Source organism: Shewanella sp. H8, assembly GCF_040285065.1.
In the GTDB taxonomy this organism is placed as follows: domain Bacteria; phylum Pseudomonadota; class Gammaproteobacteria; order Enterobacterales; family Shewanellaceae; genus Shewanella; species Shewanella polaris.
The window spans coordinates 776,822-792,455 of record NZ_CP157213.1; the positions used below are offsets into that span (position 1 = coordinate 776,822).

General features: G+C 41.4%; 13 protein-coding genes. 6 read left to right on the top strand and 7 right to left on the bottom strand.

Annotated elements, in window-relative coordinates; genetic code table 11:
• Window positions 1-188 precede the first annotated feature (188 nt).
• Genes cobA through cysC form a run of 5 tightly spaced genes read left to right on the top strand, consistent with a single transcriptional unit; the run spans window position 189 to window position 5,868 of the window.
• On the top strand, window positions 189-1,007 hold the full coding sequence (cobA, locus tag ABIS04_RS03310) for a uroporphyrinogen-III C-methyltransferase (RefSeq protein ID WP_350432599.1): 819 nt from the start codon (window positions 189-191) through the stop codon (window positions 1,005-1,007).
• A 52-nt stretch (window positions 1,008-1,059) separates the two neighbouring features.
• Complete coding sequence (cysD, locus tag ABIS04_RS03315) at window positions 1,060-1,968, top strand: sulfate adenylyltransferase subunit CysD (RefSeq protein WP_140233362.1); 909 nt, start codon at window positions 1,060-1,062, stop codon at window positions 1,966-1,968.
• 60 nt (window positions 1,969-2,028) lie between these two features.
• Entirely contained in the window at window positions 2,029-3,471 is a 1,443-nt protein-coding gene (gene cysN / locus ABIS04_RS03320; RefSeq protein WP_350432600.1) for a sulfate adenylyltransferase subunit CysN, read from the top strand.
• Window positions 3,472-3,474: 3 nt separating this feature from the next.
• Complete coding sequence (locus tag ABIS04_RS03325; RefSeq protein ID WP_350432601.1) at window positions 3,475-5,199, top strand: SLC13 family permease; 1,725 nt, start codon at window positions 3,475-3,477, stop codon at window positions 5,197-5,199.
• A gap of 45 nt (window positions 5,200-5,244) precedes the next feature.
• Window positions 5,245-5,868 carry an adenylyl-sulfate kinase gene (gene cysC / locus ABIS04_RS03330; RefSeq protein WP_350432602.1) on the top strand — a complete coding sequence of 208 codons (624 nt, stop codon included), beginning with the start codon at window positions 5,245-5,247 and terminating at the stop codon, window positions 5,866-5,868.
• Between the two features lie 169 nt (window positions 5,869-6,037).
• On the opposite strand, the gene ABIS04_RS03335 is transcribed toward cysC, so the two are convergent.
• From ABIS04_RS03335 to ABIS04_RS03355, 5 genes are all read right to left on the bottom strand, one after another.
• A complete protein-coding gene (locus tag ABIS04_RS03335) occupies window positions 6,038-7,351 on the bottom strand; it encodes a coproporphyrinogen III oxidase family protein (RefSeq protein WP_137222883.1) in 1,314 nt (437 codons plus the stop codon).
• A gap of 628 nt (window positions 7,352-7,979) precedes the next feature.
• Window positions 7,980-9,146 carry a membrane dipeptidase gene (locus tag ABIS04_RS03340; RefSeq protein WP_350432603.1) on the bottom strand — a complete coding sequence of 389 codons (1,167 nt, stop codon included), beginning with the start codon at window positions 9,144-9,146 and terminating at the stop codon, window positions 7,980-7,982.
• A gap of 27 nt (window positions 9,147-9,173) precedes the next feature.
• Window positions 9,174-9,629 carry a SufE family protein gene (locus tag ABIS04_RS03345; protein WP_350432604.1) on the bottom strand — a complete coding sequence of 152 codons (456 nt, stop codon included), beginning with the start codon at window positions 9,627-9,629 and terminating at the stop codon, window positions 9,174-9,176.
• Window positions 9,630-9,694: 65 nt separating this feature from the next.
• A complete protein-coding gene (locus ABIS04_RS03350) occupies window positions 9,695-10,984 on the bottom strand; it encodes a cysteine desulfurase (RefSeq protein WP_350432605.1) in 1,290 nt (429 codons plus the stop codon).
• A 99-nt stretch (window positions 10,985-11,083) separates the two neighbouring features.
• The gene (locus ABIS04_RS03355; RefSeq protein WP_350432606.1) at window positions 11,084-12,124 is read right to left on the bottom strand and encodes an NADP(H)-dependent aldo-keto reductase; all 1,041 of its coding nucleotides are present in this window, start codon (window positions 12,122-12,124) and stop codon (window positions 11,084-11,086) included.
• A 179-nt stretch (window positions 12,125-12,303) separates the two neighbouring features.
• On the opposite strand from ABIS04_RS03355, the gene ABIS04_RS03360 reads away from it, so the two are divergent.
• Complete coding sequence (locus tag ABIS04_RS03360) at window positions 12,304-14,259, top strand: hypothetical protein (protein WP_350432607.1); 1,956 nt, start codon at window positions 12,304-12,306, stop codon at window positions 14,257-14,259.
• A 63-nt stretch (window positions 14,260-14,322) separates the two neighbouring features.
• Here ABIS04_RS03360 and ABIS04_RS03365 read toward each other — a convergent pair whose 3' ends face one another.
• The gene (locus ABIS04_RS03365) at window positions 14,323-14,844 is read right to left on the bottom strand and encodes a GNAT family N-acetyltransferase (protein ID WP_140233375.1); all 522 of its coding nucleotides are present in this window, start codon (window positions 14,842-14,844) and stop codon (window positions 14,323-14,325) included.
• Window positions 14,837-15,409 carry an inosine/xanthosine triphosphatase gene (gene yjjX / locus ABIS04_RS03370; RefSeq protein ID WP_350432608.1) on the bottom strand — a complete coding sequence of 191 codons (573 nt, stop codon included), beginning with the start codon at window positions 15,407-15,409 and terminating at the stop codon, window positions 14,837-14,839. The genes ABIS04_RS03365 and yjjX overlap by 8 nt, the downstream gene beginning before the upstream one ends.
• Window positions 15,410-15,634: the final 225 nt, after the last annotated feature.

Here is a 15,634-nt window from a genome sequence, read left to right on the forward strand (position 1 = left end):
TCGAATTAAGTTATCAATTGTTGTCAATTTATCATCTTCTTCAATCCATATCGGCATGTCCGATAGATTAAATGGCTTTCAAATAACTTTATATTCTATTTGGTTATAAAAACTAACTATTAACTATTATATATGGAATATAGAAAGCGCTATATTTGATCATAGTCAAATATCTTGAGGTTAATGTGATGGAATTAGTATCGATGCCGGGGCAACAAGCCAAAGGAAAAGTATGGTTAGTTGGTGCGGGTCCTGGCGACGTAGAGCTACTGACCCTAAAAGCCTATCGCATTCTTAAACAAGCTGATGTTGTGTTGTATGACGCATTAGTTAGCCAAGATATTTTAGATCTTATTCCGCCACAGGTAGAAAAAATTGCAGTAGGTAAACGTGCTGGCAAGCATAGTGCGCCACAAGATGAAATTAATCAATTGCTAGTGACTAAAGCGTTTACCCGCAAAAATGTGGTGCGCTTAAAAGGTGGCGATCCGTTTATTTTTGGTCGTGGTGGTGAAGAGTTACAAACGTTAGTTGGTGCCGGTATCGCATTTGAAGTTGTCCCTGGTATTACTGCAGCAAGCGGCACCTCTGCTTATGCTGGTATTCCGTTAACACATCGAGATTACGCCCAAGGGGTAACGTTTATTACAGGTCATTGCCAATTAGCCAGCCGCCCTATGGATTGGCAAGGCTATGCTAACCCCAATAATACCTTAGTGGTTTATATGGGGATTTTAAATGCCAACATAATTAGTGATGGATTAATTGGCGCGGGTAGAAATGCCGATACACCAGTGGCTATCGTGTCCAACGCGACCACATCGTCACAACAGCGTTTTATTGGTAAGTTAGGTGAGCTGGCTCAATTAGCGGCAGACCCCGCTTTGCAGATGCCTGCGCTGATGATTATTGGTGAAGTTGTTGAGTTAGCGGACAGCCTACATTGGTTTGATCCCGTCACTGCGCAACAAAAAACAGATTTAGACACAGTGGCAAAAGCGCTGTAGTCGAATAATTTAATCCGCTGCTCAGCAGCAATTTAGGTAATGGAGAATCATCATGGCAGGCCGTTCGTTAAGCCATTTACAACAACTGGAAGCAGAAAGCATCCAGATCATCCGTGAAGTAGCAGCTGAGTTTGGTAATCCTGTCATGATGTATTCGATAGGCAAAGATTCATCGGTAATGCTGCATCTTGCGCGCAAAGCTTTTTACCCGGGTAAAATTCCATTTCCCTTATTGCATGTCGATACGGGTTGGAAATTCAAAGAGATGATAGCCTTTCGTGATGCGCAAGCCAAAGCGTTTGGTTTTGAGTTACTGACTCATACCAATCAGGAAGGTGTTGAACAAGGTGTTGGTCCATTCACTCATGGCAGTGCCAAGCACACTGACATTATGAAAACCCAAGGGTTAAAACAAGCATTGAATAAATATGGTTTTGATGCTGCGTTTGGCGGCGCACGACGTGACGAAGAAAAGTCTCGTGCCAAAGAACGGGTATATTCGTTTCGTGATAAACACCATCGCTGGGACCCTAAAAACCAACGTCCAGAGTTATGGCGCACCTATAATGGCGCGGTCAACAAAGGCGAGAGTATTCGAGTATTCCCTTTATCTAACTGGACTGAGCTCGATATTTGGCAGTATATCTATCAAGAAAATATTGAAATCGTACCATTATATTTTGCTGCACAACGCACCGTAGTAAACAAAGGTGGTCAGCTCATCATGAAAGATGATGACCGTATGCCTTTAGAAGAAGGTGATGTTGAATCGGTTGAACGGGTTCGCTTCAGAACCTTAGGTTGTTACCCGTTAACTGCGGCGATGCCGTCAGAAGCTGATACCTTAGAAAAAATTATTGAAGAAATGCTGTTAACCCGTTCAAGTGAACGTGAAGGTCGCTTAATTGATTCAGACCAAAGTGCGTCAATGGAGCAGAAAAAGCGTCAAGGCTATTTCTAAGTAATTGAACATGGTTGTTTAAACAACCCAGCATGCGAACGAATTTGAGTGAGAAAGATTATGGACCAAGCAAAAACCAATACCGACCGTATGGCCGCAGAGATTCAGTTGCACGGTGTGAAAGAATATTTAGCGTTACAACAGAATAAAGGCTTACTGCGTTTTTTAACTTGTGGCAGTGTCGATGACGGCAAAAGTACCTTAATTGGTCGTTTACTGCATGACAGTGCGCAGATTTATGAAGATCAGCTTGCGAGCCTAAAAAGTGACAGCGCTAAAATGGGCACTACTGGTGAAGCTATTGACCTTGCGTTATTGGTTGATGGTTTACAAGCTGAGCGTGAGCAAGGCATTACGATTGATGTCGCTTATCGTTATTTCTCCAGTGAAAAACGTAAATTTATTATTGCTGATACTCCTGGTCATGAACAATATACCCGCAACATGGCAACGGGAGCATCAACTTGCGACTTAGCGGTTATTTTGGTTGATGCGCGTTATGGTGTGCAAACTCAAACTAAACGTCATGCCTTTATCGCGTCATTGTTAGGATTACGTCATTTTGTTGTGGCAGTAAACAAAATGGATTTGGTCGGTTTTGATCAAACTGTATTTGACAAAATTCAAGCTGACTTTACTGAATTTGTTAAAGACTTTGGTGATTTAGATATTCACTTTGTGCCGTTATCTGCTTTAAATGGTGACAACGTGGTTAACCGCAGTACGCAGTGTGATTGGTATCAAGGAGGCACTTTACTTGAGCTACTTGAAACTATTGATACCCAGCGTGAACTGAGCGAACTACCGGTGCGTTTCCCTGTGCAATACGTATTACGTCCTAACTTAGATTTTCGTGGTTTCTCTGGCACGTTAGCGTCAGGCATCATTAAAGTGGGTGACGAGTTAGTAGCATTACCATCGGGCAAGCGCAGTAAAATTGAACGTATTGTGACATTTGACGGTGATTTACCAGAAGCGGTAGCAGGCCAAGCTATTACCATTACCCTTGAAGATGAGATTGATATCTCGCGTGGTGATTTATTAGCCCAACCAGCAACCGCACCAGAAATCGCTAATCATATTGTTGCAGATATGGTGTGGATGGATGAAAAGCCATTACAGATCGGTCAATTATATGATGTGAAAGTTGCAGGTAAGAAAACTCAAGCTGTCGTGAGCGAAATTGAATATATTACTGACGTGAACACCCTTGATCGCAGCGCAGCAAGCACATTAAGCTTAAACACCATTGCGCGAGTTAAGTTAGATTTAACCGAATCGATAGTGTTAGATGCTTATAGCTTGGTACGTGATACTGGCGGCATTATTTTAATTGATCGATTATCTAATGCCACTGTTGCAGCGGCCATGGTTGTCAGTGGTCATCAAGGTGACAAGCAAAGTAATATTGAGTTTAGTCCATTTGAAGTTGAGTTTAATGCGTTAGTACGTAAGCATTATCCACATTGGAACGCGCGCGATATCAGTGTACTTGGAAAATAAATAATGAGCGAAATATGGTTGTTAGCGATTATTTTGTTAGCACTGGTCGGTGGGCTTCTTGCTGGGCTTGCAACACCGGCTGCCATGTTTTTTTTCGCTTCATTATTATGTTACATGCTCGGGTTAGTGGATTTAAGTGCTAGCCTGAGTAGCTTTACCAATAACGGTTTAATTACCTTAGTGCTGTTGGTGCTGGCCGCCACGGCACTCGAGAAAACCTCATTATTGGGAAAATTAAGCCAAGTGATAGGTAAAGGATCGTTATTTTCAACCTTGGCTAAATTAGGTGTATCGACGGCGTTATTATCATCGTTTACCAATAACACAGCGGTAGTGGCCTCGTTAATTGGTGTGGTACGTCGCAATCAAGCACATGCGCCTTCTAAGTTATTGCTGCCATTAAACTATGCCGCAATTCTAGGTGGTACATTAACCTTAATTGGTACCTCTACCAGTTTAATTGTTAACTCATTTGTTGAAAATGCAGGCCTTGAACCTTTGGGTTTTTTTGAGTTTTCACAAGTTGGTTTATTAGTGGTAATAAGTGGTTTATTGGTGTTAACCATTATGGCCAACTTTTTACCCGATAGGCGTGAAGAGTCCGAAGATGAGACTTTACCTTACTTACTGGAAGCTCATATATCCAAAACGTCGGCCTTAGCTGGCAAAAGCGTAATAGATAACCGTTTGCGTGCACTTAAAAAACTCTATTTAGTTGAGTTGGAGCGTAGTGGCATTCGTATTTGTCCTGTGCCACCGCAAATGGTGCTGCAAGCTGATGACGTATTACGTTTCAGCGGTTCAGTTGAGTCGGTTGAGTTATTGCATCAGTTTGATGGTTTAGAATGGTTTGGAAAGCAACATGCTAAAGGGCAAAACTTGGTCGAAGCCGTGTTAGCGCCATCATCGAGCTTAGTGGGAACAACCTTAAAAGATTCACGTTTTCGTGAAATGTTTGATGCTGCCGTGATGGCAATTCGTCGAGGTAATCTGCGATTAAAAGGCGGATTGGGGGATGTGATCTTACAACCTGGTGATGTGTTACTGCTCACGCCTGGCGATCGTTTTTCTAAGTGCCCTAATTTAACCAGCGACTTTGCAGCCGTCAGCGGTTTAGAGTTAAGTGTCCGCTTAGATGAAAAGCGCGGTATTTGGGTCCTTGTTGGGTTTGCATTAACCATTGTGGCGAGTATTTTTGATGTATTACCGTTAGCTAAGGGATTAGTTTTATTGTTACTCAGCTATGTGGCAATTGGCGCAATAACCTTAAGTGAGCTTAAACGTCGTTTTCCGCTGGAATTGGTGGTGATTGTGGGCAGTGCTTTAGGCTTAGCTAACTTAATGGTCACAACAGGCCTCGCAGACATAATGGCGCAAACCTTATTAAGTGTGTTTAGTGGTTACGGTGTGTTTGCCGCTTTTGTTGGCATTTACCTAATTACTTTGGTTGTTACCGAGTTGATAACCAACAACGCTGCTGCAGCACTGGCATTCCCGGTTGCTTATGCTGTAGCCACGAGTTTTGGCGTTGATCCTCGTCCGTTTATTATGGCGGTAGTATTTGGTGCCAGCGCGAGCTTTATTTCACCTTACGGTTATCAAACTAATCTAATGGTATTTAATGCCGGTAATTATAAATTAAGCGATTTTGTGCGTTTAGGTTTACCGTTATCCATCGTGTATTCATTCGTGGTTATTTTTTCAATTCCGTATTTCTTCCCGTTTTAAAAATGAATTTGAGTATGGCGTAACCGCCACTAGATAGGAGTAGTGATGAGTAATATTGTTTGGCATCAACATGCCATTGACCAAGCTGCCCGTGGAGCCCAAAAAGGCCAAAACCCAGTGTTGTTGTGGTTTACAGGGTTATCTGGTTCGGGTAAATCAACCCTTGCTGGCGCATTAGAACGGGCGTTATTCGAGTATGGTTTTCATACCTATTTGCTCGATGGTGATAATGTTCGTCATGGTTTGTGTAAAGACTTGGGCTTTAGCCTTGAAGATCGCGATGAGAATTTACGTCGAGTCGGTGAAGTGGCTAAGTTGATGGTTGATTCTGGCTTAGTGGTGCTGTCAGCATTTATCTCACCAACCCGTGAAGAACGTGATCGTGTCCGGGCATTATTCCCACAAGGGCAATTTGTTGAAGTGCATGTCTCTACACCGTTGAGCGTGTGTGAATCGAGAGACCCAAAAGGTCTGTATGTTAAAGCGCGTAATGGTGAAATCACCAACTTTACGGGCATTTCATCGCCTTACGAAGTGCCTGAATCTGCTGAGTTAACCATTGATACCAGTAAAGGTGATTTAGCCACTCAAGTGAATGGATTGTTGGCGTATTTAAAAGCCATTGAAGTGCTCAATCCACCAAGACAAATTGCTGGTGCAGGAATTTAAATTGACACCATAAAAAAGGGCTGAAATATCAGCCCTTTTTGATCAAATTTATTGAGAATTAAACGCTGTCATAATGCCGTCGAATTAAATCAATTTTACCCAACATGTTAGCGCTAGGTAACAACTGAAAGCGATATAATAATTAACGAAGCAATACATTTTCATTTCTCTATGCGCTTGCTGACGTGTCTATTGTGTTTAACGGCAAGTCTCTAGCCTGTTCGCGTAGATAATCCATTCCAGCCAAAAAGCCTGAGAACATTTTTAAGGCAATAAACTGACCAGCAACGGTAGTGGTATAATTATTACCTTGTTTATTGAGGGCTCCTGCAGAAATTAAGTAGCTCATTTCTAATGGGAATGCTTGCCACAAAGACTTGCCTGTATGGGCTTTAAACTGTTGGTTATCCAATAAGCCGTGACCCATCATCATCATTAAATGATGCTGTGAAAGTGATTTATTTTGTAATGGTTTGGTATAACAAGTACCAGAGTGCCCAGTATTGATACGGTTGATATAATCTGGAATATCAAAACTGGATATTCTAAATTGCTCACCAAAGCGGCCGAATGCGCCAGAACCTACGCCAAAGCAGTCTTCGCCATCAAGTACATATTTATTTTCAACAGGTTGACCGAAATTGCGGCTGAAGGTCCATGGGAACTCCATAATATAACGCTCTTTCATGGCTTCTTTTACCGCTAAAAATTGTGGCCATAAGTCTTCTGGACGGCCTGCCAGTCCACCCGCTTTTTTTCGATTTTTACCAATACCTATCGTTAATGGATAAGTGGTAATTTGATCTGGATTTAAACGAATAGTTTGGGCTAAGTCGCTGGCAACGGTTTCAGGTGTTTGGATTTTAAAGCCATACATCATGTCTAAATTAACCGTAGGTATAATATCAATTGCGTGGCTAACGTATTCAGCTTGTTGCAAGCCGCTACCAAATTTTTCAAAACGACCGCTGGCTTTTAAAATCCTATCATCAAAGCTTTGTATTCCAATCGACATGCGGTCGACCAAGCCTTTGAGTAAATGAGGGTTACCTTCTTTAAAATAAATCGGATCGCTTTCACATGACACTTCACGTATTGATGTTAATGACTTAATCATTTCAATAGTTTTGATTAATTCATCTTCTAAGATCGTGGTGGTTCCGCCACCGATATACACCCGATTAAATCGAAAACCTTGGGCTATGACTTGACGAATTTCTTGCCTTAATGCTTTGAAATATTCTTTGGCGACACCTTCATTAAATTTAATTTTATGAAATGAGCAAAAGCGGCACAATGTATGGCAAAAAGGAATATGAATATAAAGCGTTTCAATAGGCTTTTCTGGCACACTAAGTTGCTCTAATTCATCAAGTGCGACAGCATCTTTTAAGCTTAATGATTGTCTTATGGTTTGACCCATCACCCAGTCAAGGCTGTTTGTGGCAAGGTTTAACCTTGAGGTAGAAAGAAATTTTTTCATGAGTTGCCCTTAATCTTAAAAATACAGTCAATGGCATGAGTCTTTAAGTGAGTCATCATGATTGGCTTACGCACTAAATTAGTTTATAAATCATAGCGTAAATGAGCGATAACAAAGAAACTGTTGCCTGTGGCATGAAAATACAAATATGTATAAAATCTGAGTCTTCTTATTGCTAAAATTTGATACCTATCACCTATTAAACATAAAAATCTATAGTTAATTGATGAAAACTATTTATTAATCGCTGCATAAAACTATTTTCAGGTTAATTGAATTAGCGTAAAGCCATGAGTAACTGCTGGAACTCATATACCACAGTTCCAACGTCATCATACTATCTGAAGGTTGAGAAGTCGGTAGAGGGTAAATATTATTGAAAGCCTGAGTATTGGTATTACAAAGGGATGAATATCATTGGCTTAGTACTTAAGTACCTTAACACTAGCGTAAATGTTCTCCATATAATGGCACTGACAATATCTTGTGTCGTTGCTCAATATAGTGGTTTTTTGCTTGTCATAGCGCTTCTATTAACTGTATGTTTAATTAAAAGCTAACTATGGCAAAGCCTAAAATGATTTGCTATGGGGCTAAATAAACCAGAACGGTTTAGTTTAGATAAGCTTTACAGTAATACATGCTTCAATACGCGCTGCCAGTTTTCACCCATAAAACGATCGCGATCTGTGGCTTTGAAACGAGCTTTTTTCAAGGCATCGTCGATGCGGCTCATGCGGTCGATATTGTTGAGTTCAGGGATCACCACATGTTTTGGTTCAACGTCAAAACCTAATACATTTTTGTCTTCTAAGCTGTGCCACCATTCGAGATATTCTTTTATCCCTTCGCTATTATTGTTATCTAACGCTAATAGGTTTTCTTGACCACGAAGTGGGAAGTCATTGGCGATTGCTACGCAATCAACGCCGCCCACTTTAGCAATATAAGCGAGTTGGTTGATGTAGTCTTCTATCGTTGGAATTGGCTTGTTGGTGAGCCAAAAGCTCATCATAAACACCCCAAATACTCCGCCGTTATCGCCAATGGCACGGATGACTTCATCGGGTGAGCAACGGGCATTGTTTACAATTGCGCGCGCAGCACCATGGCTTTGCACTACAGGAGACTGGCTGGTTTTAACTGCATCAAGGGCTGTTTGGGGGCTTGAGTGACTAACATCAATAAGAATGTTTTTCCGATTAAGCTCTGTTATGAGCTCGCGCCCAGCGGCGGTTAATGGAGTATTCAAACTATTTAAGCCATTATTATCTAATGCACCACCGGCATAACGATTACCATAATGGTGTGTTAGCTGCAAAACACGTAAACCTTGTTGATGTAGATTATCTAACTGCTGCCACTGGTTGCTTAAACCGTCATTTTCTACACAATCAGCGCCTTGAATTTGAAAAAACACCGCGGTTTGTTGTTGAGCTCTCGCCTTACTAATATCTGTGCCCGTAAGCCCTTGTAGATACACGTCTGGATTGGCTTTTACTGAATTAGCCGCTTGGGTGATGCTGTTGATGCAGGCTTGATAAGTGCGTTTATAGTTTTTAGTGCCATCGGCTTGTTCAATGGTTTCTATTGCTGAGATATCGGCGATAAAGGCGTCGAGCTTTGAGGTTTTAACATCATTGATGTCGGTTGGTAAAAACGATAACCCATCGATGTATAGTCGACGTGGCTTAGCGGCCCAAGTAGGAAATGAGCTTAAAGGGCTTAATAATGTGGCTGCTCCAAGGCCTTTTAATATATGACGGCGAGCTTGGTTACAGACTTTTTGAGTCATTATTATTCCTTAGTGTTGGCAGGTGTTTCAGGTACCAACATTTTGTGTATAGGTAACGATGGCTTGCGCTAACGCAGTTAAACCATTGGTACGAGATGGACTTAATTGGCCACTTAATCCGAGACGATCAAAATGCTGTGTTACATCAAATTGCTGTATTTGCTCGGTGGTTTTACCTTGGCAGGCGACCAGTAACAATCCAATTAAGCCTTTTACAATACGGGCATCGCTATCAGCCAGATAAAAGTGTTGGCCATTTAGTGTGTAATGGTACAACCATGCTTGGCTTTCACAGCCTTTAACTTGTGCATCTGTCTGTTTAAATTCTGCTTCGAGTGGCGGTAATAGCTTTCCTAATAACATTATCTGGCGGTATTTATCTTGCCAGTTATTAGCTTGCTCAATGAGGTTAACGGCTTCAACTAATTCATCCGATAAAGGCGAAAATAACTGCGGTGAAGGTGTAGTGCTTGGGTTTAACATGGTAATTCAATTAACCTCGGTTGTAGAGAAAAGATACATCAGGAGCCGCGTGTTGTACCTTAACACTATAACAATAACTCTTTTACAGTATTAAGTGCATGAATAAATTGATCAACATCTTGCTTATTAGTATAGATGCCAATAGACGCACGGCAACAGCCGCTTAAATTAAGACTGGTCATCAGCGGCATAGCGCAATGATGACCACAACGAACGGCCACAGCTTGTTGGTCGAGTAAAATTCCTACATCTTGGTGATGTTCACCTTGTAGATTGAACGCGACTGCGCCAACATTATGGCTGTGATTCTCAGTTAAGAGCTTCTGTTCGCCGTGATTATCCTTGGCAATACCATACAACTCAATAGCGCCAAGTTGTTGCAGTTGCTGTTGTAAGTAGTGGATCAATTGTTGTTCATGGGCGAGCAGTTGTTCGCGGGGCAATTGTTGTAAAAAATGAATTGCTGCCCCTAGGCCAATAACTTCAGCTATAGCGGGTGTGCCAGCTTCAAGGCGATTAGGTAACGCACCAAACTCAGTCTGCTCAAAACTCACGGTTTTGATCATCTCGCCGCCAGTGAGCATTGGGGTTAATTTATCGAGCTCTGTATATCGACCATATAAAATTCCCACCCCTGTTGGCCCATACATTTTATGGCCTGAAAACACATAAAAGTCACAATCAATTTGTTGCGCATCAACAGGTAAATGGGCAATGGCCTGAGCGCCATCAACCAAGGTTAGCGCGCCGACGGCTTTGGCTTTTGCGATTAGCTCATTGACTGGGTTTAATGTGCCTAATGCATTTGACACATGGCATAGGGCGACCACTTTAGGTTTAAGGGTTAATAGCTGCTCAAAAGCGGCGATATCTAGCTGTGCATCTGACGTTAACGGGATCGGTTTGATCACCGCACCGGTACGCTTTGCCAGTTCCTGCCAAGGAACAATATTGGCGTGGTGGGCTGCAGTATCAATTAATATCACATCATTTGGCTTTATCTGTGAAGTCAGTCCGTAGGCCACCATGTTGATCGATTCTGTGGTGCCGTGGGTAAAAATGATTTCGTCTTGACGCTGGGCGTGGATAAATTCAGCCACTTGTTGCCTAACCGCTTCATATTGCTGAGTTGCCCTTGCTGATAATTGATGCGCCGCACGGTGCACATTGGCGTTGTTGAGTTGGTAGTACTCGGTCATCGCATCAATCACCGCTTGCGGTTTTTGGCTAGTGGCTGCGGTGTCTAAGTAACACAGAGGATGATCGCCAATGGTCTGTTTAAGCGCCGGGAATTGATCGCGCAATGCTTGATGATCAAATAAAACAGCAGACGATAATGACGATGCAGGCTTCATAAATAAGGGTTTCTGTATTAAAAAGAAAAGGCATCAAGATCTTCAGTGATCTTGATGCCTAATGCAAGGCTTTGTGGCAATAAGCCTAATGACGTGAGCTTACGGACAAGGGAAACGATATAACGCCGATAACTCGTTAATTCTGCCCATCAACTCAGCAGATAAGCTGACTTTATGACTGTCGATGTTTTGCTTTAACTGACGTAAATCGGTGGCACCAATAATGTTAGCGGCGACAAATTTGCGGCTATTTACAAACGCTAGGGCCATTTCGGTGGGAGATAAACCAAACTCACGGGCCAAATCGATATAAGCTTGCGTCGCTTCCAGTGCCATTGGGGTACTATTGTAGCGGGCAAAACGTTTAAATACCGTTAAACGCGCGCCTTCAGGCCACTGATTATTTTCGTATTTACCGGTTAAAGCACCAAAGGCTAACGGCGAATAAGCTAATAACGGCACATCTTCACGATAACTGATTTCAGACATGGCGATTTCGTAGCTGCGATTCAGCAAGTTGTAAGGATTTTGCACACTGATAATACGCGGCAAATCGTGCTTTTCGGCTAATTTTAGATATTTCATAAAGCCCCAAGGGGTTTCATTAGAAATGCCGATATAACGTACTTTACCTTGCTTAATGATTTCTGCTAAGGCTTCAAGAGTGTCTAAAATAGGAGTGTAATGTTCAGCTTCGTCATGTTCATACATCATTTCGCCGAAGAAATTGGTTTTTCTATCCGGCCAATGTATTTGATACAAATCGATAGTATCGATTTGTAAGCGCGCTAATGAGTCATCAACTGCTTGATGGATGTTGCGCCAATCGAGAGCCATATCTTTACGGATGTAATCACCTTTACCACCAGGGGCAGCCACTTTAGTGGCAATCACTAAATTGTCGCGATTACCTTGTGCTTTGAGGTAGTTACCAATAATGCGTTCGGTTTCACCTTGGGTTTCTGCTTTAGGTGGAACAGGGTACATTTCAGCAGTATCAATAAAGTTAACGCCTTGACCAATAGCATAATCGAGTTGAGCAAAAGCTTCGGCTTGAGTATTTTGTTCACCCCAAGTCATGGTGCCGAGGCAGATTTTACTCACCTCAAGGCTAGAATGCGCGATACGTTGATATTCCATTATGATCCTCCTATGGAATGTGCTTAATTTGAGGCTACCAAGCTTTTGGGTTATTGCAAAGCGCTATAGCTGCGTCGAAGTAAGACTGCTTAAAAAATATTCAGAATCACATGTTAATGAGGTTATCTTCTTTAATTATGATATGTTTTCGCCAATGGAGTTGTTATCAAAGGATTGTTATGAAGTTTCGAGTGTGGATAGTACTAGTAGTCATTTTATTTGTGGCTTTGACTGGTTGGTTTTATTTCAACCAACAGTTAACCGATCCGATTGCATCTTCACCATCTCAGCCCAGTAAAACACTAGGTAATCAAATTCAAAATCTTCCAGGGCCCTCTCTCGAAACCGATGTTAAAGTTATTCCGACTAACAATTATGCTGTTTGCAAAACACTACTACAAAATAATGATAAACAAAGTGGTGATTGGGCTAGTGATAATTACCTTGGCTGGGACAAATATCTCAATGAATACAGTCTCGACGAAGTCACGCTAGTCGTCGAAAAACTATCAAGCGAGTACGCTGCAGTAAATTTTAAAGTGACACAACTACGGAAAAATTCCGAATTAGTGCAATTCAACCAAAAGTATACTCAACTATTGCATCAAGATCTTGTCAATCAAGGCGTAGATTTAAATGATGAGTTTTTTCGTGAAGCAACAGTGACAAGAAAAGTACCATTACCAGAATTTGAAAATATTTCGAACCTATCACTAGAGCAACAAAAAGCCCTTTTTGACAACGTAACACCTACTATAGATGATGCTGCCGCGTTGATGTTAGATAAACACGTTTCAGATCAAATGATGATTATCATACTTGATCATATCAATGGCCTAAATGCGATTGTTGGATTTGAAGAACTCGATACTGTTTCAATTCTCGACTATGCCATATATGGTTCTCGAATCGATGTCGTGAAATATCTACTAGAGCGTGGTGTGGAACCAACACAAGATAGTTATTTGGCATCATCAATGGAATGGGCATTAAGTGGATTAACTTATAAACCAAACCATCAGACAGCAGCGATCGAAATGATAAAAATGCTACAAGCTCGCCAAGTGAATGCGCGTTTTAACCAACAAGACCGAACATTAGTTGAGGGTTTTTTTCCAAAAAATTATTATCAATTTGAAGCGGAAAAAATTGAGTCCTTACTGCAACTATACGGGCTCGACTTACTAAGTATTGAGGGGAAAACGCTTCCTCGTATCGCTGAAGACCATCCGCTATTACAAGCTTTGCAAGCACAACAGTTGGCTTTTTCCGAACAAGAGTTAAACGTTACAGACTTAGGTAATGTATTATCTCAATGTCGTACTACAGTGAATCATATTAATCAGCAGTGGCAACCCAAAAGTTCAGCCTCTTTGCTTGATCAAGCCGAAAAAGATTACTTACTAGATCCCCAACAAACCATCAACCAACTCGCTAAAATCGATCCGAGCTTAGTCGATTGTCTAATCACTCGAGTGACACCTTATCAACGTCCACAAAGGTATATTCCGAACTTAAATCAACAATTTAGATTACTTGACGATGGTAATATCAATGGTTTCATTGATGCGGTATTAACCTTGCCATTAACAGATGCGAATAAGAATTTGCTTTTTACCCAAGCATTAGAATTCGATAGCTATTTTTATGATGAGTTATTGAATAGCGAGTTATATGTGGATCCCATCCAGTACTACGACTTTAATTCTCATATGTTTAGTCCTAAGTTTTTAAGTGGATTGGATGACTCAGGCTATGATTTATATGAACAGGATAATCGCGGTAAAACCTTACTTTATTATGCAGTTATCAACGGTAATTTGATTAATATTACCTATATTGTTGATCAGAAACTTCCCTTTAAAGGCCGCAGTACTGAACCACTATTGAGTAAAGGGCTCGATCCCTTACATGTGGCATTAAGTATTGAACCTTGGCAATTTAAGCCAGAAGATGCCGTTGAAAAAGTGGATTTGTTAATGCGCTATCAACCTAAAATCGATGAGTTTCATTTACGTCGAATGGGTTTGATAAAGTTAAAATACCCCGATGTTTATCAACAAATTATTAGTGCCTACTCACAACTCAAAGTTATTGATGACAACGCGTTACCTTTGAGTATATGTGGGATATAGTCAACCAAAATGACACTGATTAATGGGGGGAACTAAGCTCTCCCCATTATTCTAGCGGTGATTCTACAAGGTTTTTATCATCGCGATTTCGCAGGCATCGTGACCAGTTTCGCCTAAATGCTCACAGTGGATAAAGCCCAATTTTTCATATAATCCCAGGGCTTCAACCAATATGGCGGTGGTTTCTAAATACATCGATTGATAGCCTTGCTGTTGGGCAAACTCAATACATTGTCGTGTTATAGCCTTGGCCATACCTTTGCCCCGAATAGTGCGGGCAAAATACATTTTCTGTAGTTCACACACGCCATCATTTTCTGCTAATGGCGCAATACCTGCGCCGCCAACCACTTTACCTTGGTATTCAATCACCCAGTATTGTGAGCCTTCAGCTTGATATACCTCGCTTAAACAGTCGAGGGTTGTGTCTGCTACGCTAAAGCCTTTGTCTGGGGTTAAGCCGTATTCTGCTGACACTTCACGAATAACGGCTGCTAATGCGGCATTGTCTTGGGCTAGTAGCTCGCGGATCACGCTTGGATGCATGTTAGCGTTAGTGGCATTTACTGGATGATTATCAGTCATTAAAAAACTCCATATTGATAAAAGGCGCCATTGCCAGCACTAACGCTTGGGTATAAATACTTTCTCGGGTGGCTAAACCTCGGGTTAACAAACCGATAGCGCCGCCTTTTTGTTTTATATTATGGGTGTTAAACAAACGATCCATCACGTGGCCAAGTTCTTCGCCAGCTTGCAAGGCGTTAAACACTTTCTGTGGCAAAGGTAAATTAGCACTGCGGCCGACTGATAATGTGTTGTTATGGATAATGGCCATATAAGCAAAGGTGGCTGGTCCGTTATCAAACTGGTCAACACCGCCTTCCATTGCCACATAAAAATCAGCATGTTGATTTAGGCTTGTTGCATTAGCTTGGCAAAATTGAGCACGGTTGATAGCCCCCAGTTTTGTTTCTGCTTCGGTCATGGGTTGGTCTGCCACTAATGAGGGGGCATGCATGCCACTACAACGTATTTGAACATCTGGGAAGTATTGTTCAATGGCGTGTTGTGCTGCACTTATTTTTACTGGGTTGGTTGAACCCACAATGATAACTAAAGTGTTTGGTATTGCTGGAGACGTCGACATAGGGCTATTTTCTTTGTTGTTTTAGTTAACTGTAATGATCACGGTAATAATAACAGTGGTGAAGTTAACCACATTGTATGGGATTTTAATCCTTTTTGGTTTAATGGCTGAGTTACTTTTATTAGTGATAACTCTAAGCTGTTGTAAAGTATTAATTTGTTTAGTTGGTATGAAAAATGCTACTTGATGGTTAATTACCGCTAACTCATACAAACATCAGTTAAC

Bases quoted from the DNA above. Each gene is read 5' to 3' on its own strand.
- cobA (WP_350432599.1), top strand. From the start codon at position 189: ATGGAATTAGTATCGATGCCGGGGCAACAAGCCAAAGGAAAAGTATGG.
- cysD (WP_140233362.1), top strand. From the start codon at position 1,060: ATGGCAGGCCGTTCGTTAAGCCATTTACAACAACTGGAAGCAGAAAGC.
- cysN (WP_350432600.1), top strand. From the start codon at position 2,029: ATGGACCAAGCAAAAACCAATACCGACCGTATGGCCGCAGAGATTCAG.
- ABIS04_RS03325 (WP_350432601.1), top strand. From the start codon at position 3,475: ATGAGCGAAATATGGTTGTTAGCGATTATTTTGTTAGCACTGGTCGGT.
- cysC (WP_350432602.1), top strand. From the start codon at position 5,245: ATGAGTAATATTGTTTGGCATCAACATGCCATTGACCAAGCTGCCCGT.
- ABIS04_RS03335 (WP_137222883.1), bottom strand. From the start codon at position 7,351: ATGAAAAAATTTCTTTCTACCTCAAGGTTAAACCTTGCCACAAACAGC.
- ABIS04_RS03340 (WP_350432603.1), bottom strand. From the start codon at position 9,146: ATGACTCAAAAAGTCTGTAACCAAGCTCGCCGTCATATATTAAAAGGC.
- ABIS04_RS03345 (WP_350432604.1), bottom strand. From the start codon at position 9,629: ATGTTAAACCCAAGCACTACACCTTCACCGCAGTTATTTTCGCCTTTA.
- ABIS04_RS03350 (WP_350432605.1), bottom strand. From the start codon at position 10,984: ATGAAGCCTGCATCGTCATTATCGTCTGCTGTTTTATTTGATCATCAA.
- ABIS04_RS03355 (WP_350432606.1), bottom strand. From the start codon at position 12,124: ATGGAATATCAACGTATCGCGCATTCTAGCCTTGAGGTGAGTAAAATC.
- ABIS04_RS03360 (WP_350432607.1), top strand. From the start codon at position 12,304: ATGAAGTTTCGAGTGTGGATAGTACTAGTAGTCATTTTATTTGTGGCT.
- ABIS04_RS03365 (WP_140233375.1), bottom strand. From the start codon at position 14,844: ATGACTGATAATCATCCAGTAAATGCCACTAACGCTAACATGCATCCA.
- yjjX (WP_350432608.1), bottom strand. From the start codon at position 15,409: ATGTCGACGTCTCCAGCAATACCAAACACTTTAGTTATCATTGTGGGT.